Origin of the sequence: Enterococcus sp. DIV1307a, from assembly GCF_050537425.1 — a bacterium.
Classification (GTDB): domain Bacteria; phylum Bacillota; class Bacilli; order Lactobacillales; family Enterococcaceae; genus Enterococcus; species Enterococcus faecalis.
The window spans coordinates 2,486,904-2,508,613 of record NZ_CP172914.1 but is presented as its reverse complement, the minus strand read 5'-3'; the positions used below and the strand labels follow the sequence as shown (position 1 = coordinate 2,508,613).

At 38.9% G+C, this 21,710-nt stretch carries 16 protein-coding genes; 9 read left to right on the top strand and 7 right to left on the bottom strand.

Annotated elements, in window-relative coordinates; all coding sequences use genetic code 11:
- The first annotated feature begins 104 nt into the window (after positions 1 to 104).
- Positions 105 to 2,657, top strand: a complete 2,553-nt coding sequence (locus IGL90_RS12260) for a cation-transporting P-type ATPase (RefSeq protein WP_010777972.1) — start codon at positions 105 to 107, stop codon at positions 2,655 to 2,657.
- A gap of 5 nt (positions 2,658 to 2,662) precedes the next feature.
- Here IGL90_RS12260 and IGL90_RS12255 read toward each other — a convergent pair whose 3' ends face one another.
- From IGL90_RS12255 to IGL90_RS12235, 5 genes are all read right to left on the bottom strand, one after another.
- Positions 2,663 to 4,102, bottom strand: coding sequence for a helix-turn-helix domain-containing protein (locus tag IGL90_RS12255; RefSeq protein WP_161796742.1), 1,440 nt, complete (start codon positions 4,100 to 4,102; stop codon positions 2,663 to 2,665).
- A 100-nt stretch (positions 4,103 to 4,202) separates the two neighbouring features.
- The gene (locus tag IGL90_RS12250; protein WP_048737590.1) at positions 4,203 to 5,384 is read right to left on the bottom strand and encodes a hypothetical protein; all 1,182 of its coding nucleotides are present in this window, start codon (positions 5,382 to 5,384) and stop codon (positions 4,203 to 4,205) included.
- A 43-nt stretch (positions 5,385 to 5,427) separates the two neighbouring features.
- The gene (locus IGL90_RS12245; RefSeq protein ID WP_010823246.1) at positions 5,428 to 6,852 is read right to left on the bottom strand and encodes a DUF1116 domain-containing protein; all 1,425 of its coding nucleotides are present in this window, start codon (positions 6,850 to 6,852) and stop codon (positions 5,428 to 5,430) included.
- Complete coding sequence (gene fdrA, locus IGL90_RS12240) at positions 6,839 to 8,398, bottom strand: acyl-CoA synthetase FdrA (protein WP_002390990.1); 1,560 nt, start codon at positions 8,396 to 8,398, stop codon at positions 6,839 to 6,841. Before fdrA ends, IGL90_RS12245 begins: the two co-directional genes overlap by 14 nt.
- Positions 8,376 to 9,242 carry a DUF2877 domain-containing protein gene (locus IGL90_RS12235; RefSeq protein WP_002368383.1) on the bottom strand — a complete coding sequence of 289 codons (867 nt, stop codon included), beginning with the start codon at positions 9,240 to 9,242 and terminating at the stop codon, positions 8,376 to 8,378. The genes fdrA and IGL90_RS12235 overlap by 23 nt, the downstream gene beginning before the upstream one ends.
- Positions 9,243 to 9,369: 127 nt before the next feature.
- On the opposite strand from IGL90_RS12235, the gene IGL90_RS12230 reads away from it, so the two are divergent.
- The 3 genes from IGL90_RS12230 to IGL90_RS12220 all read left to right on the top strand — a co-directional run bounded on the left by IGL90_RS12230 (position 9,370) and on the right by IGL90_RS12220 (position 13,125).
- Positions 9,370 to 11,028, top strand: a complete 1,659-nt coding sequence (locus IGL90_RS12230; protein WP_002378925.1) for a PucR family transcriptional regulator — start codon at positions 9,370 to 9,372, stop codon at positions 11,026 to 11,028.
- A gap of 207 nt (positions 11,029 to 11,235) precedes the next feature.
- Positions 11,236 to 12,444, top strand: a complete 1,209-nt coding sequence (locus IGL90_RS12225) for a hypothetical protein (RefSeq protein WP_002378924.1) — start codon at positions 11,236 to 11,238, stop codon at positions 12,442 to 12,444.
- 24 nt (positions 12,445 to 12,468) lie between these two features.
- Complete coding sequence (locus IGL90_RS12220) at positions 12,469 to 13,125, top strand: glucose-6-phosphate 1-dehydrogenase family protein (protein ID WP_002367365.1); 657 nt, start codon at positions 12,469 to 12,471, stop codon at positions 13,123 to 13,125.
- A gap of 51 nt (positions 13,126 to 13,176) precedes the next feature.
- On the opposite strand, the gene IGL90_RS12215 is transcribed toward IGL90_RS12220, so the two are convergent.
- The gene (locus tag IGL90_RS12215; protein WP_048737588.1) at positions 13,177 to 14,244 is read right to left on the bottom strand and encodes a choloylglycine hydrolase family protein; all 1,068 of its coding nucleotides are present in this window, start codon (positions 14,242 to 14,244) and stop codon (positions 13,177 to 13,179) included.
- A gap of 176 nt (positions 14,245 to 14,420) precedes the next feature.
- Here IGL90_RS12215 and IGL90_RS12210 point away from each other — a divergent pair, with 176 nt between their 5' ends.
- The gene (locus tag IGL90_RS12210) at positions 14,421 to 16,082 is read left to right on the top strand and encodes a SulP family inorganic anion transporter (RefSeq protein ID WP_002397597.1); all 1,662 of its coding nucleotides are present in this window, start codon (positions 14,421 to 14,423) and stop codon (positions 16,080 to 16,082) included.
- A 164-nt stretch (positions 16,083 to 16,246) separates the two neighbouring features.
- Here IGL90_RS12210 and IGL90_RS12205 read toward each other — a convergent pair whose 3' ends face one another.
- A complete protein-coding gene (locus IGL90_RS12205) occupies positions 16,247 to 16,939 on the bottom strand; it encodes a hypothetical protein (protein ID WP_048737586.1) in 693 nt (230 codons plus the stop codon).
- A 192-nt stretch (positions 16,940 to 17,131) separates the two neighbouring features.
- On the opposite strand from IGL90_RS12205, the gene sylA reads away from it, so the two are divergent.
- The 4 genes from sylA (at position 17,132) to allB (ending at position 21,571) form a co-directional block, all read left to right on the top strand.
- The gene (gene sylA / locus IGL90_RS12200) at positions 17,132 to 17,584 is read left to right on the top strand and encodes a transcriptional regulator SylA (RefSeq protein ID WP_010823229.1); all 453 of its coding nucleotides are present in this window, start codon (positions 17,132 to 17,134) and stop codon (positions 17,582 to 17,584) included.
- A gap of 18 nt (positions 17,585 to 17,602) precedes the next feature.
- A complete protein-coding gene (locus IGL90_RS12195; protein WP_010825525.1) occupies positions 17,603 to 18,115 on the top strand; it encodes a GNAT family N-acetyltransferase in 513 nt (170 codons plus the stop codon).
- Between the two features lie 594 nt (positions 18,116 to 18,709).
- Positions 18,710 to 20,206: an allantoin permease gene (gene allW, locus IGL90_RS12190; RefSeq protein WP_016614926.1), complete on the top strand. Its 1,497-nt coding sequence runs from the start codon at positions 18,710 to 18,712 to the stop codon at positions 20,204 to 20,206.
- A complete protein-coding gene (allB, locus tag IGL90_RS12185; RefSeq protein ID WP_010825523.1) occupies positions 20,207 to 21,571 on the top strand; it encodes an allantoinase AllB in 1,365 nt (454 codons plus the stop codon). It begins immediately after the preceding gene.
- Positions 21,572 to 21,710 lie beyond the last annotated feature (139 nt).

Sequence of the window (21,710 nt, the reverse complement as noted above, 5' to 3'; positions counted from 1 at the left end):
TAATCTCGGCCCCATTTTTTTCAGGGGCCACTGAAATTATCGACCATTTTGTGAAGAAAATCCTCTCTATAATAAAGGTATCAAGTAAATAGGAGGTACACGAAATGAAATGGTATCAACTTTCCTCAACAAAAGTAATCGAGCAGACTAAGACGAAGCAAACGGGTCTTTCTAGCGAAGAACGTCAGCAACGTTTACAAACGAATGGTCCAAATAAAATTGAAGAAAAACAACAACTGAAAACGTGGCAAAAGCTAGCCAAACATTTTACAGATTTACTAATGATGGTCTTACTCGCTGCCGCAATTCTAAAATTTGCCACAGGCGAAGTGGTCGAAGGAAGTATCATTTTTCTAGTGGTGCTTGTCAATGGCTTTGTCGGTTATTGGCAAGAGCGTAAAGCAGAAGAATCATTAGACGGCCTTAAACAGATGATGGGCCAAGAGGCAGTCGTTCTAATTGATGGACAAAAAACAACCGTTTCTTCTGAAACATTGGTTCTGGGAGATGTAGTCACGTTACAAGCTGGTGATGTAGTCCCAGCAGATTTGCGCTTATTTGATGTTCATAATCTGATGATTGAAGAATCAATTTTGACAGGTGAATCAGAAGCCGTGGAGAAAATTACCAGTTCCTTGAATGAAGAATTGCCAACAGGCGATCAAAAGAATTTGGCTTTTTCAGGAACACTTGTCCAAGCAGGTTCGGCCTTAGGTGTTGTAGTAGAAACAGGAGATTCCACTGAAGTTGGAAAAATTAATCACGCGTTGCAGTCAGTAGATCAAAAAACAACGCCGCTCGTACGGAAAATGCACCAATTAAACAAGCAAATTTTCCAAGGGATTATGGTCTTGATCGTGTTTCTGATTTTCTTTACCACTTTTCGTCATGGCATGGAATGGAGCCTCTTATTTTCTGCGATGATTGCATTAATTGTAGCAATGATCCCAGAAGGCTTACCTGCTGTGTTAACGATGATTTTATCGATGGGTGTTCATGAGATGGCTAGAGAAAATGCGATTATTAAAGGCATGCCTTCCGTTGAAACATTAGGTTCAATGACAGTTATCTGTTCAGACAAAACAGGAACACTAACTAAAAATGAAATGACGGTAATGGATGTAGTGACTGAAGAAATGACCATTGTCAAAGAGATTATGGCCAACTGTCAAGAATTGAAATTACAAGACCAACAAAAAATCGCCGACTTGCAAGGGAATCCTACCGAGTTAGCTTTACTACAATATGTTGATCAGGATCAACTGTCTTTACGCCCTGTAGAAAAGAAAATTCCGTTTAGTTCAAGTTACAAATACATGGCCACTCGCCATCCGCAAGCAGAAGGTTCAATTATTTATGTCAAAGGTGCGCCAGAAGTATTGTTACAACTTTCTACGTTATCTGATAATCAAAAAGGTGCTTGGCAAGCACAAGCTGCGCAATTAGCGCAAAAAGGACAACGGGTATTAGGTTTCGCTTATAAGGCAGTTACGTCACAACAGGAACTGACACATGAAACATTGTCAGGATTGACGTTTGCTGGACTGGCAGGCATCATCGATCCGCCAAAAGAAAGTGCCATTCAAGCCGTCAAAGAATCTCAAGAAGCAGGTATTTCCGTCAAAATGATTACCGGAGACCATAAAGATACAGCGCAAGCCATTGGCGAGCAAGTTGGTTTAAAGCATACGAAAAAAGTCCTTGAAGGATTAGAAATTGATGCTATGTCAGATGAAGAATTAGCTCAGCATGTTCAAAAAGTCGATGTATTTGCACGAACGACGCCAGAACATAAATTACGAATTGTCACGGCGTTACAAAACAATGGCGAAATTGTCGGAATGACCGGCGATGGCGTGAACGATGCGCCAGCACTAAAGAAAGCCGATGTCGGAATTGCCATGGGAATTAAAGGAAGTGAAGTAACCAAACAAGCCGCAGATATGGTTTTGGCAGATGATAATTTCCATACGATTGCTAAAGCCGTGAAAGAAGGACGCCGCATTTTTGATAACTTGAAAAAGACGATTACCTTCTTCTTGCCAACTTCTTTGGCACAAGGCTTAATTGTTGTCTGGGCGCTTTTAATGAATCATCCTCTACCGTTGACACCTGTCCAGATATTATGGGTAAACATGGTAACTACGATTACTTTGTCTTATGCATTAGGTTTTGAAAAAGCGAGTGCTGATACCATGAAACGACCACCAAGAGATGTCAACGAAGGCATTTTAACAAAGTACAGTATTTTTAGAATCGTCTATGTGTCGGTACTCATTATGGTACCAGGTTACCTTATGGCATTACAATTTGAGGGCCAAGCCTTACAGCAAACGTTCCTCTTACAAAGTATCGTCTTAGCGCAAGCAGCGTATATGATCAACTGTCGTAAGTTGGTTGATCCATCGTTAAGCACAGGCTTTTTCCAAAATAAAGTGTTGTTTGCTTCATTAGGAATCCTCTTTTTACTGCAAGCGCTAGTAGTTTACTGGCCAGTAGCGCAGCAATTAATTGGTACAACTTCTTTAAATGGCCTTCAATTAGCAATGATTTTCGTCCATGTTGTGAGTCTGTTTTTCCTTGTTGAAGGGGAAAAATATATAACCAAACGATTCATGACGAAAGAAAGCCAAAAAACTAGCGAATGTCCTCGCTAGTTCCTTTAAAAATAAGAATGAAGAGTGAGCTCTGCTAGTCGGCGGAGTTCATTTTTTGTTGGAATTAAAGAGAGATAAAAGACAGGAAAATCAAGATGATCCAAGGGGAAATTGGAAATAATTATGTCGGCTTCATTTAACGTCAACTGGCTTAGTTCCACATATTCAATGGCTTGTAATTTCACACGAGTACCTAAATAAGCAGCTAATTCTTGTTGCAAAAAAGCTTTCCAAGCAGGTTCCCCTTGAAAGAGGAAATAGGCGGTCATCGTTTGCGCCTGAATAGAATAACTGGCTTGTTTTTCTAACAAAGAAGCCAAACTAAGAAAATAAGTTGGTTCTTCAATCGTGGTGTAGCGAGATAAAATCTCCAAAAGTTCTTGGTTGCTCTTTGATAACGCAAGGTCCTCCGCGGCTTGTTCGGTCATTAATTCTTGATATTCCAATTGAAATTGCTCAGAAAGTGTTGGGGACTCGGTATATTTAATGAATAACAATAACAGATTATCCAATAAATTTGTTTGGATTAAATCTGGCCGGGCTTCTTCAGTGGACAAATTAGTGACAAACTGCTGTAACGACTTTCGCAGTTGACTGTAATGAGTGTGGAGCGCAGAAGCCAACGTTTCGCCATAGACATTATCGTAATTCCAACTTTCTAAGAAACAAAAGAAGGCGAAAAAACTTTCTTCTCCTTGCAAATAGATGCCTTCAGAAGCATAAAGTTTTGCCAAGGACGGTTGATAAAGTTGAAACAAGACATCTTTTGAGTCAAAAGAAAATTGACTCACTCGGCAATTGGCTTTGTTGCGAATCGTGTTAATAAAAAACCAACAAGCGCCAAAAATTTCTTCCGTTTCCACCGTCAACTCACTACTGTAAACTTGTTTCAAAAATTGAAAATAATGCTCCTCATGAATAGAATAATCGTCAAAAAAATAATTATTATGAGTAAAAGGCACCAACAAACGGTGATAAAAAATCCGAATATTGCTTTCTGCCCCGATTAGCTGAATGGTCGTTGTGGTTAATTGAATCGTTAAATGAAAATCACGTAAGGCCTGATTCATTTTTTTGATATGTCGCTTCAAAGTTTCATAAGAAACACCACTAGTGCTCAAAAAAGAAGTTGTCACTAACTCTTTCGTAAATAGTAGCTCTTTTAATAGCTGAATACTAATGGATTGAGGTAAAAATAATGACCAAAGCTCATTGGTTTGCGCATTCCCCTGATTGCGTAACCGAATACCACTGCTATCGGTTTCAATGGACCAGTCGGCGGGTAATTGACTGCGAATATACTGTAAATCCGAAAAAACGGTTCGCTCTGTCGTTTGGATTTGCGCGGCTAAACGCTTGGCTGTCAGCTGGGGAACATTTAACAACTGTTCCAACAAACGAATTTGCCGAAGCAAATCTTTTTCCGTTATCACACGTTTTAACATGGAGTACATGGCAAAACCTCCTTTTGCTTAAGAATACGGATAAAAAGGGGATTGGTCAATTAAAAAAAGAAGCGAATCGTCATTCGCTTCTTTTTATCCACTATACAAAAATATCAAATGTATGCAAAACGGCTGACAATAAAATGGTTACAACAGCCATTCCTGATACAAAGCCGACAGCACCAGGAACAAACGGAGGTAATCGTTTAGCAATATAGCTACCGACAGGGGCCGCACTGATTCCTGCTAAAACGGCGATGGTCAGGGAAAGCCAAAAGCCACCACCCATCATTAAAATCACACCAGGAACAATGCTGACCAGTGGCATAAACGTTGGATACCAACCTTCTTCAGCGAAATGTTTTCGATAAAGAAAAACACCAACAGCCGAAGCAATCATTTGTCCCATTAAAATGTCAGGAACCAAGCCAGAACCATTTGTAATATGATTAATATTGACAAACCAATCTGTTAAAACGCCTAGAATTACCAAACCTCCAACTAACTCATTTCCATAAAACCAAGCTTCGGAGAAGTCAGCAAAAGTGCGTCGTATTGACCATTGAAAGGTTTGCGTATTTTCAATTTTAGGTTGTTTTTGCCGCTTCTGAGCGATTGGTGCAACAGAAGGAACCATCCAAGGAAGTTGATGACAGATGGCTGAAACAATCCAGCCAACAAAAGTCATTGTGGTAACGTTGGAAACTGTCCCAGGTACATTTAAAAGGGGCATCAATTGCGCATTCAGCCAATTGGCAAACGGAAAGGTGAAAAGCGCACTCAACAGAGAAATCGTTCCTAATTTTTTCCAGCCAGGACCATAAACGAGCGTTAAAGCTGGCGGCGTGCCGACAACCACAATAAACGTTGGTAACCACAACACTTCTTTTGTAAAAAAGCGTGTAAAATCAAAAACATAAATAGTTAAAAAGAGGGAAAGTAGCTGAGAAGCAAGTACCCAAGGCCAAGCACCAGAGCCACCAGCAATTGCAAATCCCTGCCATTTTGAATTTTTTCGATAAAGTTGCCAAGCAATCAGACCGCCGATTAGTAAGAAAAGCGTTGTAAAAAGTCCACCGTAAAATTCCCCTTCCGTGAAGTTCATAACAAAATAGATAAATTTGTAAAATCCCTGCTGATTCACTTTGGTAACTACGTCATTGTAAGGAAAAAAGTTAGACACATGTCGAAAGCCATTCATGATCCAATACAGGAACATTCCCAAAAAAATTTTTACAACAAGAGCTAAAACGGCTTCGTAATTGATCGATTTATTTTTCATATGATCGCTCCAAAAAAAATGACATTTTACTAAGTTTTTGAAATTAGTTTATTTTAGCTACTAAAGCTTTTAGTGCTTCGTTAAAGACATTTGCTGGCGGATTAGTCAATCCAGCGCCAATCATACCAATCCCCGGTTCTTTATGAGCAATAGCAGTATTAATGACAGGCAGCATCCCTGTTTCTAAGACTTTTAAGACATCGATGCCTGAAGGAATCCCCATAAAATCTAAAACAGGAATCGTGACATTGGGATTTTCTTTCGTAGTAATTTCCAGCATTTCTTTTGAATAATTCAATGCTTCTGCCACTGTTCCGCCAACTAATGGGACAATTGCTGGTGCAGCTGCCATAGCAAATCCGCCAACACCATACGTTTCTGTAATAGCACTATCGCCCATATCCAAACCAGCATCTTCTTGTGTGTAACCAGCAAACATCGGACCAATCACCCGTTGGGCAGGCCCTGTAAACCAGTGATTTCCGCCAATCCCACTGACACGAATCCCAAATTCGACCCCGTTGCGACACATGGTGGTGACAATTGTACTATTCTCCACATTATGCCCAGCATCTAACGCACATTTAGCGGCGCCCATCCAAGTCGGACCAGAAAAATAGTCAGAACTGCCAAGAAATTCAAATACTTCTTTTAATTGTTCACGAGAAAAATCAGTTTGAACCATGTAAGGTGTTAATGCTTGGACTAACAACGTACTTCCGGCTACATTGCGATTATGGCACTCATCGCCCATATGCAAGGCTTGCGAAAGCATTAAGCGTAAATCAATGCCTTCTGGACAAAAAGTCATGGCATCATGAAGTAATGGACCTAAAACATCGCGCATCCAAATCAGGCGATCCACGACGGATTGATCATTTGCACCAAATCGTAAAACTTTCGCCAATTGTTCACTTAAATTAGTAAAAGCCGTGTTGCCGTACGTTTCATTTTTGATAATATGAACGTACATATTCGGAGAAGTCACGCCAGCCATAGAACCAACGGCATCATGTTCATGACAAGGAGAAAACGTAATCGCGCCAGAACGAGCAACCCGATCGGCATCAACTAGATCTTTTGCTAATCCTTCAAAAACAAGCGCTCCTTGAACGGCACCTTTCATCGGTCCGCACATATTTTCATAAGTAATGGGTGGCCCAGCATGTAAAATGGTCGTTTCAGTCATATCGGGCATGACATTAATTGCTTTATCAAATCCCACTAAAATAGGTTTTGATTGAATAATGCGGGTAACCGCTTCTTCGTTGGCTTGTTGGATTTTTTCATAAAGTGTTGGATTTTTTAATTGATCCAATAATTTCAATAGCTCTGGGTCACCATTGGCTGGCGGTGCCCAATTTACTTGATGTGAAGGAATCCCTTGTTTTTTCATATCTTCATGTATAAAGTCAATGCCTACATTGATCGTATCTAAAGGCTGCTTAAAAAGATCATTTCTGCTCATGTTCGTTCGCTCCTTTTACAAAAGTTTTGGTGGCTTCGCAAAGTTGATGACTGCTGTCGACAACGAGAATCTCTAAATCTTCTAAAATTTTCCGCTGTTCATGAATATCTTGTGGATCTTCTTCGGTCCCTAAAACATAGCCAATAATGGCTAACTCACGACCATCTGCTTTCGCTATTGCTTTGGCTTCTTTTAACGCCTCTGCTAACACGCCAACAGGATTTTCGTGAGAACCATAACCTAATTCAAAATCTAACGCTAAAACTGCCACTTCAGGATCTTTGGCTTCTTGAAGAATGCGAGTAATCCGAGAAGTCGGATCGATCATTGGATGTGGGCGGCCTTCTGTGAAACGATCATCACCAAAATCAATCAATGTATGTGCTTGGCTGTGGTCAGGATTTGCTAATTGTCGTTCAGGAATTTTATGAATATTACTATAAACATCATCAGAGACTTCTGTTAAAGCATATAAAAGTTCATCACAAAGAGTGCCACCACAGAACAACCCACGAACAAATTTTTGAGAAGGGGCTTGTTGCTGTTGGATGGCTGTTAACGTTGCGCCTGTCGGATTTTGATAGAGGCTGGTTTCCGCTTCCTGTGTTTGACTAAATTGAATCACCTTTTGAACTGCATCCAGAGAAGAAGTAGCAAAAGTGACGTTGTCTATTTTTCGTTCCGTTTGTTCACTGCCGATAAAATAAATAACAACTGGTTTAGTTGAAACAGCTAATTTTTTTAAAATTTTCTCTGTTACTTCTGGAGCAGGCGGTTTAGAAATAAGCAAAATTGCCTTAGTTTGTTCGTCAACCATTAAAGCATCCAGCCCGTCAAGCATCATCAGCCCACCAATTTCAGCAGACAAATCACGGCCGCCAGTACCAATTAATTGTGAAATCCCATAACCATATTTATGGATTTGGACACTAACTTCTTGGCTACCTGTACCAGAAGCGCCGACAATTCCAATATCTCCTGAACGTACCTCGTTAGCAAAACATAACCCGACGCCATTAATAATCGCTGTTCCACAATCAGGGCCCATCACAAACAGTTCTTTTTCGTGTGCTTTTTGTTTTAACGCTAATTCCTCGTCAACCGTCACGTTATCACTAAAGAGCATGACGTGTTTTTGCTGATCTAAAGCTTTATGCGCTTCTCGTGCGGCAAATTTTCCATTGACAGAAATTACAACTAAGTTGGCATCAGGCTCTTCATGAAGGGCTGAATCTAACGTCTTATAGGTTACTTCAGAAGAAGCGGTTTTCTTTTTCTTCGTAAATAACTCGTCGACTTGCTGTAAAATTTCTTCTGAGTTCGCTTGGTCATCAAGATCTAAAACAATTAATAAATCGCCCGTTGTAACATGATCCAAGGCGGGTGTATATAAACCAACATTCCGAATCACTTCAAGATTCATGTCGGTTCCCATCCCAATCATTGCGGTTTTAACTCCAGCCAGTTCATTGGCTCGTGTTGAAATGGTCATTAAAGTAACTGAATCAAAATAGGCGTTCTCTTTAATTACTGTTTGAATTGTCATGATTATTCTCCTCACAAAATAGTTTTAAACCAAAAATAATGCCGCAAAGTATGTCGCTTCCTGAAGTTGAGCCCACCTCCTCTAAAGCTGAAACCGCTTGAGCCATTTCGTTTGTATTTCCACTTTCAATTGATAAAAAAACACGCTGAACTAGCTGAGAAAATCGTTCGTTCACTGCTTCATGGATTTCCGCATAACTGACCGCATTCGTTCGTTCCTTGGCTAGCACAGCCAGCTGTTGGAAATTCGAGGGAAGTTGCTGTAATGCAGAAAAACTAGCAAGTAATCCTGTGATAAAATCATCGCCAGTGGGAGTTAAACCAATCCCCAATCCCAAAATCTTCGTTAAACAATCAAGAGCTATTTTAAAAGATTTTTGCGCCCAAGCCTGTTGAAAATGAATCATTTCTTTTTGAATCTGGGTCCGACTATAAGAATCAAAAAGAAAGGTTGACGACGAAGCAGGAAAAAGCGTTTGCCAAGGATTGAAACGAGTTTGCTGAATATACGTTAAAAAAATAGCTATTTTTGTTTTACTGGGTGTTAAATAAAGTGGCGTTGGTTGCCAAATTTGGGCATCGGCTAGGGTTAAGTGTCGTCGGCCTAACCGGATAAACAGGGGCTCAATTTGGACAGGTAAATCAGCGAAATGGCTAAGTTTTTTTTCATCGAGTATAATCGTGTTAGGTGCTATATGTTCGGGATGCGTTGAAATGGTCAAGAGAATTTCTTGGGTGTCTACATGACCATAATTAATAGCGTGCGTAAAACATTGCAAACTAGTCAATGTTTGATGAGGGAGTTTCGATAAAATCGTTTGGTCATAAGCTAAAATTTTTGTCATTCCAACGACCTCCTTTTTAATAGCGCTTTCACGACTTCATAATAAAAGAATCTAGCACGCTAAACAATTGCTAAAAATGACATTGATTTACAAGTTTGAATGGACAATTTGTACATTGGGAGGATAAATGATGTTAAAAGTGAGTGATTTATTAACGTTAGAAGAATTGCCTGGCATTACCTTAGTGGCAGGACATAAAAATCAGGACCAACCGATTTTAAAAGTCAATATTTTAGAAAATCCTGATATTTTAGATTGGTTAACAGCAGGTGAGCTGCTGTTAACGACAGGGTACATATTTAAAGATGATCGGAAATTACAGAAAAATTTTTTGAAAGAACTAGCCAAACACCATTGTGCTGCCTTAGGATTTAAAACCCAACGTTATTTTGAAGAAGTTCCACCAGACCTAATCAAATTAGCAGATGAAATGAACGTTCCTATTTTAGCAATTCCTTACAATTACACCTTTTCGCAAATTGCTGACGTGTTGAAAAGTCGTGTCACGTTAGAACAATTTGACATGAATGCGCAAGAAACCGCATTGCATAATAAAATTTACCAAATCTTAGAAACGGGAAGTAGCAGTTTTCATTTGCTGCAGGATCTAGCAGAAACCATTCAAAATCCTGTCTTGTTATTGAATGACCACTTTGAAGGAGTTAATTTTTTTGACTTGCCTAAAAATCCAATTCGTATTTCTAGCATTTTAGAAGATAGACAAGAAACCTCAGAGTTCCAAAAACAATTGCTGGAACAAAGTCATCCATTATTACGCTTTTATCAAGAACCGATTCATTTACAGTTGAAACTCCAGAACCAAGTGGTGCCAATTGAAATTTATCCAATTAAAAAGAAAAATGTTATTTTATATTATTTGCTCGTCTGGAACACCTTGGCCCCATTACGACCAGTCGACGTGGCTCATTTTAAAATCACAGCTCATTACTTACTTTTACAATTGCAATTGGAATACTCACGGAAATTTGAAGAATACCAACAACGAAACGAATTATTTTTTAAGCTGATTGCGCATGAAAAGAGGGATCAAGCTGTTTTCCAACAATTTCAACAATATTATCGCTTGGCAATAGATAAGCCCTATGCGATTTTGCTAATTTCATTAACCTTAAATGAACGCCAAAGGCAAGAAAGAATGTCTATTTTAGGCAACCAGCTAAACCAAGTTATCTTAGGGGACAAACAAAAAATTGTTTGTATTGAAATTGACAGTTCCTTTGTCTTATTAGTTGAAAATCCACCTGAAAAAGAAGGCGATTATCTGAAAATGATGCAACGCCTAGCAAAAAGTAGCATAAATCAGTTAATGAAAGTACAAGAAGATGTGGAACTTTTCCTAACAATAGGACCTAAGATTCAAGGTCTGACCCAGATTCATGAATCGTATCAACAAGCGATTGACGTTTTAGCCTTTCAACGCCAATTCATTGCAGAAAAACCTGAAATGAGGATTGCTTCCTACGCGAATTTTCATCTTAGACAGACACTACAACGTTATTTTTTAGAAGAAGGACAAGCAACCCTCAGAAACAAATATCTCCAACCATTGCAGAAAAGTGATCAACAGCAACATACCGACTTTGTCCATACACTGAATGTCTATTTTCAATCAAAACGAAACTTGTCTCAAACAGCCAAAAAGCTCTTTATTCATCGTAATACTTTGTTACAACGATTGGAGAAAATTGAACAGCTAGTGCTGTTGGATTTTGATAAGGAAGTGGATTTGTTGGCGCTGGAAGTGGCGTTATTTGTGGGAACTTAAGAAGCAATATAAGTGGCGGTTTTTAATTTAATGGAATATATATAGCTAAAAGAAACGATTATACAAGAAGGATAATTTAATCAATAAAAAATGGAATCTTTTCATAACCTCAATTTTTTCAAAAAAATAAATCCTTCCCAAAATCTTCAAACACAAACCACTAACTATCTGCTACTATAAAAGAAACAACTATCATTTGGAGGAAGTATGCGTAACAGAAAAATGTGGACAATTATCGTCAGTGGGTTATTTTTAAGTAGTATCATCGCGGGAATTTCAGGAGCATTTTTAATCATTGAAGGAGAGTTAACGACTCTGCTCTGGGAGGTATTGCCAGCGCAAATGAAGTGGCCAATCCTCTATTATTTTGTCTTGTGTGTGCTAGGAGCGTGGGTATTGAGTTATCTGAAGAAACGCTTCGGGCAAGTACCACAAACGGCGCATGAGGCGCTGACAGAATTGAAGGCGAAACAATCGGTCGATTATTCAGGTGTGTTTAGAAATTTATTGGCCGCCTTGGTAATTTTAATTTTCGGGGCTGGTGTCGGTCCTGAAGCCGCATTGTTGGGAGCAATTATTTCGTTGTCAGTCTGGCAATCTGATAAGTTACGGTACCTTTATTTTCATTATGACGAGCAAGAACAGCAAACATTTTGGACAAAAATCCAGCGCTTACTACATCCGCAACAGTTTGTTCAGCGCTACGATACGAGGCTCGCTCCTGTGGATAAAAAGAAACTGAAACAAGTGATGAACGGGTTATTTATTGTGAACGGGTTGGTGGTGTTTACCTTTTTAATGAAATTGGTGGGACACCCATCGTTTATTACGAAGTTAGGAACTGGAAAAATTGAAATGGCTTCGTTATGGCTGATTTTACCCGCTTTATTAACTGCTTTTGTGATTAGTAACGCCTATCAATGGTTGCAAGCTGCTCTGGCTAAACTATGCCAACCTTTTGAAGAAAAGCAAAGCATACTGGTAAGCTTTGGTGCAGCCTGTATTTTTCTTTTTGTTATTTTAATGCCAAGATTACTATTTTCAGGACAATCTTTTATGCATTTAGTTCCTAGTTTTGGTAGTCAACAAGCCTGGTATATCTTGGTGGTCGCTGCGATAATGAAACTAGTATTTTTACAAGTTTGTTTACACACGGGTTGGATAGGTGGCGATATTTTTCCCGTCGTTTTTTCAGCTATTTTAATCGGGTTTGCGGTCGCACAATTTTTCCCAACAATTGACTCGCTTTTTGTTGTCGCAATTTTTGCTACGAGTTTAACAACCCAAATCTTAGGAACGATTCTTGTACCAGGCATTTTTGTGGGGCTCTTTTTCCCCATCACGCTTTGGCCAGTTGTAGTCCTTGTGTTATTTTTACAATGGCTATTGAAAAATAAAATTATTAAGAGTAACTAGAAGATACTAAAAAGAGGGAATAAAATGAACCTAACCCATCAAGACTTCAATCTATTCAACCGAGAAATCTTCACATTTAAACAACTCAAAGAGCAACAAACATCAGCAGAAATCGATGCCTTAAAGCAAACCTACAAGCAACATTGGGAAAAGTGGAAAGCCTTAAACCTCGCAATCACCCAAGGTTTACCAGCTGAACTCGGCATCACTAAGCCGAAAATCGAAAGCTGGACCAACGGCTGGAATTTACGCAGTCATTTCTGGGCTGCATATCGCAGTGAGCAACGCCAAGCGGAAAATGCTTGTCTGGCGTTGTTATTAAATAAAAAGCAATTTCAAGTATATTTGATGTTTCAACATTACAAAAGTGAGGAGCGGGCAGGCTCAGTCGTCGCTTACAATCAATTGCTTAATCGTTTAGAAGCTTGGAGCCAAACCATCGACTGTGAAGGCTATTATATTTGGCCGCAGGAGGAGCATGAACTAGTGGACCATTTGCCTTTAAAAGATTATTTAGCAGATGAAAAACAACGGAAAATTCTAGAAGAGCGGATAGGCAATCGCTCATTTCAGATCGGTAAGTTGTGGTTTGCGACGGAAAAGCTTGAAACGATTGAAGAAAAAAGTTGTCAGGCGCTTCAAGAATTAGCGCCGTTGTATAACGCATTATCTGAAAAATGAACGAAACAACGTCTTTGACCAAGTACCTGGTCAGAGACGTTGTTTGTGTTTTTATTGATTTAAATCTGTTAGTAGTAGCTCGTTAGAAACAGCAAAAGTAGTAACTTCTGTTAAAGCTGGATCCAAAGTGTATTTTGTAAATGAGGTAGTACTTTCTGGTTGGACATACATGGTTAAATTAGTCACATCATATCCTGACCAATAATGTGTGAAATCAGACAGAGAATTACTTTGACCTAAATGGCCAATTCCCCGAGGAATCATCACTGTTTGGAAGGCGCGATAGAGTTGCATAATCCCTTCAGAGCTATCAAATTCTTGGAGATTGTCAGAATAGTATAACGCACGAATGAAGCGTGACGGCGAAGTGAAGTCTCCTGGGATTCCTAATAGTCCGTAAGAAGTCCCACCTTCAATTGGGTCAAGTGTTGCGCCTGATTTTAAAGTGTAAGGTTCTTTAATAGCGTAGTTGCGCATTCCGATATAGTTTCGTGCATTGGTTAAATGATAATTGTATTCTGGGCTGTTTGTGACTACGCCAATCGAATCATAAATGACGAACGCTCCGTTATCTGTTGGTTGCAAAACGATACTATTATTATTTTTATCATTAATGGTCCAGTGTAAAGTGAAATGAACTTCCCCCAATGAATCAAGTTGGAATTTTTGATCTAACAGGCCGATTTTTTCAAAAGCTACTTTTACTTCGTCAACGCTTTCAAAATTACTCAAAATATAAGCGAGTACTTCTTCTGCAATATGAGGTGTTAAACCACGATCTGCTAAACTTTCAGCAGGTGCTGTTGAAGATTCCATTAAATATTGAATATCACCAGATAAGCCGGCTTCGTTGATACCATCTGTGATAGCAAGACTGACGGTTTTACCATCGTTTGCTGGTTGATCTGTGCCTGACATTGCTAGTCCCATAAAGGCATATTTTGCCGTCCAAGGATTTAGTTGGCTGTTTAGAATTGTACCTTTTGGAAATTGAGCAATTAGAGTAGGGATTTTTGGTGCAATTGGATCTTCGTTGCCAAAAAAGTCAAACGTAAAATCCATCGTACGTCCATAAAAAATATCATTTGTTTTGGAAATAATCTTGATGCCTGTACACATAATAGTTTCCCCCAATTAATGTAAGTTTGTGAAGCCTGTTTACTAGTTAAGCATATCATACTCTAGGAAACAGCGGTGGCTAAATTCTTAAAATATTAGACAATTTTGTCTAAATGAGGTGAAAAAAATTTTTTAGCGATTTCCTTCACAAAACACCTTATTATCTTTCCGAAAATATGATATCTTTAGAATGGAAATTTCATGAAAAGAGGATGCGAATGTTTAAAAAGTACACACAAATGATAAGGGATGAATTTAAAGGGTATGATCAAAAAAAATTGAAAAAAGATTTCTTGGCAGGTTTGACTGTCGCAGCCGTCGCGTTGCCGTTAGCGTTAGCGTTTGGGGTCTCCAGCGGCGCGACTGCAGCAGCTGGCATGATCACGGCGATTATCGCTGGAATTGTGATTGGGAGCCTTTCGGGTGGGTTTTATCAAATTTCAGGACCAACAGGTGCGATGGCAGCTATTTTAATGTCAATTGCGGCAGTGCATGGCATGCAAGGGATTTTGTTGGCCACCTTTTTGGCGGGAATTTTCTTGCTTTTGGCAGGGATTTTGCGTTTAGGGAGCTTGACTTCTTTTATTCCGTCACCGGTCATTACCGGGTTTACTTCAGGAATTGCTATTATTATTGCGTTGGGGCAGCTTGATAATTTCTTTGGGGTTCGTTCAGAAGGCCACAATTTAATTGAGAAAATCAGCAGTTATCGTTCATTGGGCTTTGATTTAAGTATACCAACGACGGTTATGTCGATTTTAGTGGTGCTTGGATTAGTGTTCTTTCCGAAAAAGTGGAATGCGATGATACCAGCTTCATTGGTGATGATTATTTTAGCTACGTTAGCAACAGTGGTTTTTCAACTGCCAGTGGCCACTGTAGGGAAAATTCCGACAAGTATTTTTAGTGATACACGTTTGGAACTTGGTTCGCTTCAATTAAGTGCGTTTCAGGATATTTTGGTGCCTTCGATTAGCATTGCTATGTTAGGTATGATTGAAAGTTTGCTTTGTGGCGCTTCGGCTGGTCGCATGACAGGGAAACCATTAGACAGTAATCAGGAACTAGTGGCACAAGGAATTGGCAACTTAATTTTGCCATTTTTCGGTGGCGTACCTGCGACGGCAGCGATTGCCCGCACGAGCGTAGTGATTAAATCTGGTGCGCAAACACGTTTAGCGGGTATTTTTCATGCAGTCTTTTTATTGTTATCGATGTTGCTTTTATCGCCAGTCATGTCTAAAATTCCCATGCCTGCGTTAGCTGGTGTTTTAGTGGTGACAGCGTGGCGAATGAATGAATGGTCGGTGATTAAAGAATTCTTCCAGAAACGTTTCCACACAGCCCTATGTTTATTCTTCTTAACGATGGTAGCGACCGTTATTTTTGACTTGAGTTTAGCGATTGTTTTAGGGGTCTTAGCGGGTTGCCTGTTTTTCATTGCGAAAAGTGCCGTGATTACGATTAATGTCGAGGAAGTTGATTGGTCAAGAATGGGGCTAGTACCGACCGATTGTACGGAAAATTGGGTGGTGGTTTATTTGAGTGGCCCGTTATTTTTCATGTCTTCTGAACGATTGAAACAAACGTTACTGCAATTGGAAACAAAAAGTGGTGTAGTATTTTCAATGCGAGGAGTTCCTAGCATTGATAGTACGGCGTTAGATATTTTAGAAGAATTTTGTCTTGCAGCAGAAGGTCGTGGACAACAAGTTCAATTTGCCGCTCTGCAACCAGAAGTTGAAAAAATGATTCGAACCATTCAAGGAAATCAAGAGAAAGAATACCATTTCTCAGTCGCAGAATTTTTACAAACGGTGCATATTGCAGAACAATAATTCATTTTCAAATAAAATGTTCTATTTTCTATCGCGGGCTTAATGGGTGAAGAAATAAGAAAAATAAGTGGGGACTAAAACGAGTTTCTAGAGGAGTTCCTAAAAAAATAATAAAGAGAAAACTTCTAAGTATGAAGTTTTCTCTTTATTATTTTTTTTGTTATTTATTGAATTACTTCTAGCATAACGTCTTTTTGATCATCCGTAACATTGCCTGCGTAGTTAGGAGTGATTAAAGATATCGAACCATTTTTATTGTTGAATAAGTATAAAGTGCCCGATCTATTTTGTTCATCGTTTGAAGAAATATTAGTTCCTAAAATTAATTCTGTATTTACTTTAACGGTGCGAATACTGTTATCGGCCGCTGAAAATATTCTAATCTCTTTTGTAGGAATTGTATTTATAGATAGCTCATATTTATTAATGGCTTCTTTCACTTGACCATTTTCAGCCCCAAACAATTTAGTTCGGAAGGTAGCAGTTGGTGTTGAATTTAAGTTCTCTAACGTAATTGAAGTTGGCACATTCATTCCTTTAAAATTAAATACGAGTGGATTGTTTAAACTACTAAGATCGACAGCATAAGGTGTTGCTTCTAAAGAATTTGCTTCTTCGACATTTGTGGATACTTCATTTTTAGACTTTGCCGAAGCTTGAGTGGTACTGGCACTTTCTGAAGTTTGTTTTAGTTTATTATTAGAGCTTGTTTCTGTGCTAGAACTGTAATGATTAGCACTGCTTTTCATTGATGTTGTATGATTGGTAGAATTTTCTTGTTTTTTAGGTTCATTCGCTTTTTGAGAACTACAACCTGTTAAAAAAATAACTAAAATAACACAAAATAATTTTTTCATACTATTCCTCCTATAGACGCTATAACTAATTTTATCTTACTTGTTAATATAACAAAAGAAATAATTATTTTATTTTCACGAATGCTCAAATTGTTTAAATCTGTAGTTTTTATACTTATTTTTGTTGCATTTGCAACAAAAATAAGTTAAAGTAATGACAATCATAAAATATTAGCGAAAGGAAGTGTCCTAGTGACAGATATTTTAAGAGAAATTGGCATGATTGCGCGGGCTTTAGATTCAATCAGTAATATTGAATTTAAGGAATTATCTTTAACACGAGGACAATATCTTTATTTGGTCAGGGTCTGTGAAAATCCTGGAATTATCCAAGAAAAGATCGCCGAACTGATTAAAGTTGATCGAACCACAGCGGCGCGGGCGATTAAGCGTTTGGAAGAACAAGGCTTTATTTATCGTCAAGAAGATGCAATCAACAAAAAAATTAAGCGGATTTATGCCACAGAAAAAGGGAAAAACGTTTATCCAATCATTGTGCGCGAAAATCAACACTCGAATCAAGTTGCTTTGCAAGGCTTGTCAGAAGTGGAAATTTCACAATTGGCAGATTACTTAGTCCGGATGCGTAAAAATGTCAGCGAAGATTGGGAATTTGTCAAAAAAGGGAACACTCGAAATTATTAAGGAAAGGACGACTGATTGATGGGAGAAATAAAACAATTAACAATAGAAGATGCACCAGCGTTACAAGAAATCAGCATTGAAACTTATACAGATACTTTTGGACCGTACAATACGCCAGAAAATATGCAAGCCTATTTAGTAGAAGCCTACAATTTAGAAAAATTACAAAAGGAATTGGCTAATCCCCACTCTGACTTTTATTTTATCTTTGTCGATAATCAATTAGCTGGCTACATGAAATTAAATCGTGAGAGGGCACAAACGGAACCGATGGGGCCAGAAAAGCTCGAGGTTGAGCGATTGTATATTTTGCCTGCGTTTAAAGGAAAGAAGCTGGGAACACAATTGTTAGAACTGGCGGAAGAGAAAGCTCGTGAATTTAGTAAAAACGCACTGTGGCTAGGTGTCTGGGAACACAATGATGCGGCGCGGGCATTTTATAAAACGATTGGCTACCGCTATTATAGTCAACATTCATTTTTTATGGGAGACGATGAACAGACGGATTTTATTTTGTTAAAGGAATTATAGCAAGAAAATTTAGAAACAAAGATTTCTGATAAAATCAGAAATCTTTGTTTATTTTTTTGACTAAAATTAAGCATTTTTTTATTTTCAAAATGTTATTTTTTAAAACGTAAAAATTGAAAAAGAAGATTTTAAATCTGTGAAAAGTTGTCGATCTTGTGAGAAAACTCTTTTGTCAGCGTCTTTTTTTAGGATGGGTCTCTTCCTGAAAATCCACTTCAGTTTATCCGTTTTGTGTGTGTTTGATTAAAAAATGTTGTGTTGGATTTCATTTAACTGTATAATTTATTTATGTCATTTTTAATAATAAGCGTATTTTAGCATTGAAAAAGAGAAGTTGTACATAATATGTGAATAAAAAGATTTGTTTCTTATTTTCTAGAGTGAGAGGGCGATATAAAAAAGGTTGCTATTTTTTCGTTCAAAGTGAACAAAGAATCGTTTGTTATTTAGTTGGGGTAACTAATGATTCTTGTTATAAAAAGCGCTTACAATTCGTGTGGTGATAGTAGTACGCATGTTTGTGCAAAAGTGACAAAAAAGAGAAGGCAGGGTGTTTTAATAGAAAAAAATTTTTAATAAAAAGGAGAGTTTGTCGTGGAGAAAAATGTGTCTCAAGTAACAGCTCAAGAAGAAACAGCGATGAAAGCACGTGGCTACAATGAGGATTTGTTGCCAAGTAGCCCGAAACAACGGACGATGGGCGCGCGCAATTTTTTTACATTATGGATGGGTTCGATTCATAATATCCCGAATTATGCAGCAGTGGGCGGCTTTATTTTCTTAGGTTTATCGCCGCTGCAAGTTATGCTGGCAGTTGTGTTAAGCTCATTCATTGTAGCAACTTTCATGAATTTGAATGGCGTGGCTGGCTCTAAATATGGGATTCCTTTTGCGATGCACTTACAGTCTACTTATGGCAGTCTCGGGGCAAAACTGCCAGGGTTCTTAAGAGGTTGTGTGGCCGCGATTGCTTGGTTTGGTCTGCAAACATTTACAGGATCGCTGGCTTTATTAATTATTCTCGGGAAATTTTGGCCGAACTTTTTACAAATTGGTGGATCATTCCAGTTTTTTGGTCTCAGGCTACCTGAATTAATGGCGTTTACTCTTTTCTGGCTCTTAAATGTGGCAATAGGTTTCGGTGGTAGCAAAATTTTGAACCGTTTTACCGCCATTTTAAGTCCGTTGATTTATGTCGTTATTATTGGATTAACGATTTGGGCCATTCGAGCTGGGGGCGGTTTAACACCAATTTTGTCCTATCAAGTTTCTGGTGCGATTCGTTCAGTCAATCCACTGGTGGCGTATCTGATTATTTTTAACTCGGTTGTGGCCGTTTGGTCAGCGCCTGGTGCGAGTGTGGCGGATTTTACTAAGAATGCGCGCTCGACACGTGCTCAGGTTGTGGGGCAAACAGCAGGTTTAGTTGTTGGTTATGGGATTTTCGCTTTTTCTAGTGTGGTTATTCTGTTAGGTGGTTCGCTGTATTTTGGGATTCAAGAATGGAATATTTTAAACATTATTGATCGTTTAGATAATGTGGCGGTGGTGGTCTTAGCCATGTCGGTTTTCTTATTAACGACTATTTCAACGAATGCAACAGGGAACATCATTCCGGCAGGTTATCAATTGGCGGCGCTATTTCCTAAAAAAATGACGTATAAAAAAGGCGTCATGATTGCCAGTGTTATTAGCTTTCTTATTATGCCTTGGAAACTGATGGAAAACGCCGATAGTATTTTTATTTTTCTGAACGCAATTGGGGCTGTTTTAGGACCAGTCGCTGGTGTGATGATTGCGAATTATTATTTTGTTCAAAAGCAACAAATTGATTTAAATGCTTTATACGTAGATAAACACAAAAAAGAGGAAGCCAATCCTTTTTACGGATTAAACAAGCCGGCGTATGTCGCTACTATTCTGGCGTTGGTTCTTTCCTTAAGTGGTCAATTTATTCCACAGGTTAAAATCATTGCTGATATTTCGTGGTTTGTGGGCTTTGCCACAGGTTTTGTGCTGTACTTAGTGTTAAAAAAATGGACTTGGGATTCAAAAAAAGTGAAAGAAACAGCTTATCAGGAGGGAAAATAAATGCAAGCAGAGTTAGTGATTAAAAACGGGTTAGTTATTTTAGAAACTGGAGAAGTCATTACGGATGTCGCCGTTCAAGGAGGAAAAATCGTAGCGATTGGGCAAGACTTGTCAGGAGAACGTGTGATTGATGCGACGGGTTTAGTCGTTAGTCCTGGGATGGTGGATGCTCATGTTCATATTACCGATCCTGGTGGTGGTTACCGCGATGAATGGGAAGGGTATGTCACAGGAACAGCCGCTTGTGCCAAAGGGGGCGTGACGACCTTTATGGAAATGCCTTTAAATCAGATTCCAGCAACTGTGGATAAGACCTCTCTTGAGATCAAATACAAGGCAGGAGAAAATAAACTAAAAGTAGATGTAGGGTCATTTGGGGGCGTGGTCCCGACCAACTTGGCTGGTGGGATTCAGGAACTTGATGAAGGAGGCGTTTCTGGCTATAAATGCTTTTTGGGAACGTGCGGCGATCGTTCAATTGAAGGAGATTTTCAAAATGTCGACGATTATTCACTATATGAAGGAATGAAACAAGTTGCCAAGACTGGCAAAGTGCTAGCAATCCATGCAGAAAATGCGCCAATTACGGATAAATTAGGCGCGTTAGCTTATCAAAATGGCGAAACGACTTTAGCAGCATATGTAGCTACACGTCCTGTGTTTACCGAAGTTGAAGCGATTCAAAAAGCTATTTTATTTGCCAAAGAAACAGGTTGTCGGATTCATATTTGTCATGTGGCTTGTCAAGAAGGTGTGGAAGAAGTTTTAAAAGCCCAAGCAGAAGGGGTAGATGTGACTTGTGAAACATGTACGCATTATTTATATTTTACCACGGATGAACTTGATGCCATTGGTCCAGTTGTCAAATGTTCACCGCCGATTCGTGACGCGGACCAACAAGCCGCCTTATGGAACCACGTGCAAACAGGCGGAATCGCGTTTGTAACCTCTGACCATTCTCCTTGTACGCCAGACTTAAAAGATACAACCAATGCTTTTGAAGCTTGGGGCGGCATTTCTGGTGTTCAAAATAACGTCGATGTGTTATTCGATGAAGCTGTTCAAAAACGTGGTTTATCCTTGAAACAATTCGCGGATCTGATTGCAGCAAATCCAGCTGACCGTTATCACTTAGCACAAAAGGGCCGCATCAGCATTGGTAAGGATGCCGATTTTGTACTAATTAAACCTAATGCGCCGTATATCTTAAAAGCAGAAGATTTAGAATATCGAAATAAAATTAGTCCTTACATTGGTCGTGAAATTGGGGCCCAAGTGATTCAAACAATTTTAAGAGGCGAAACAATTTACGCACAAGAAACTGGAGTAACCGAGGCGTTTAACGGCGTATTTATCAAAAATTAAACACTTATTTTAGAAATGTAAAGGGACAGAAGCGTGATTGAATTAGCACCTCTGTCCACGAGTTAGAGGATGTTCATTGGCTATTTTGCACAAAAAAAGGCTTAATTTTGTTTGATAAGTACAATGAAGATAGCTAGGG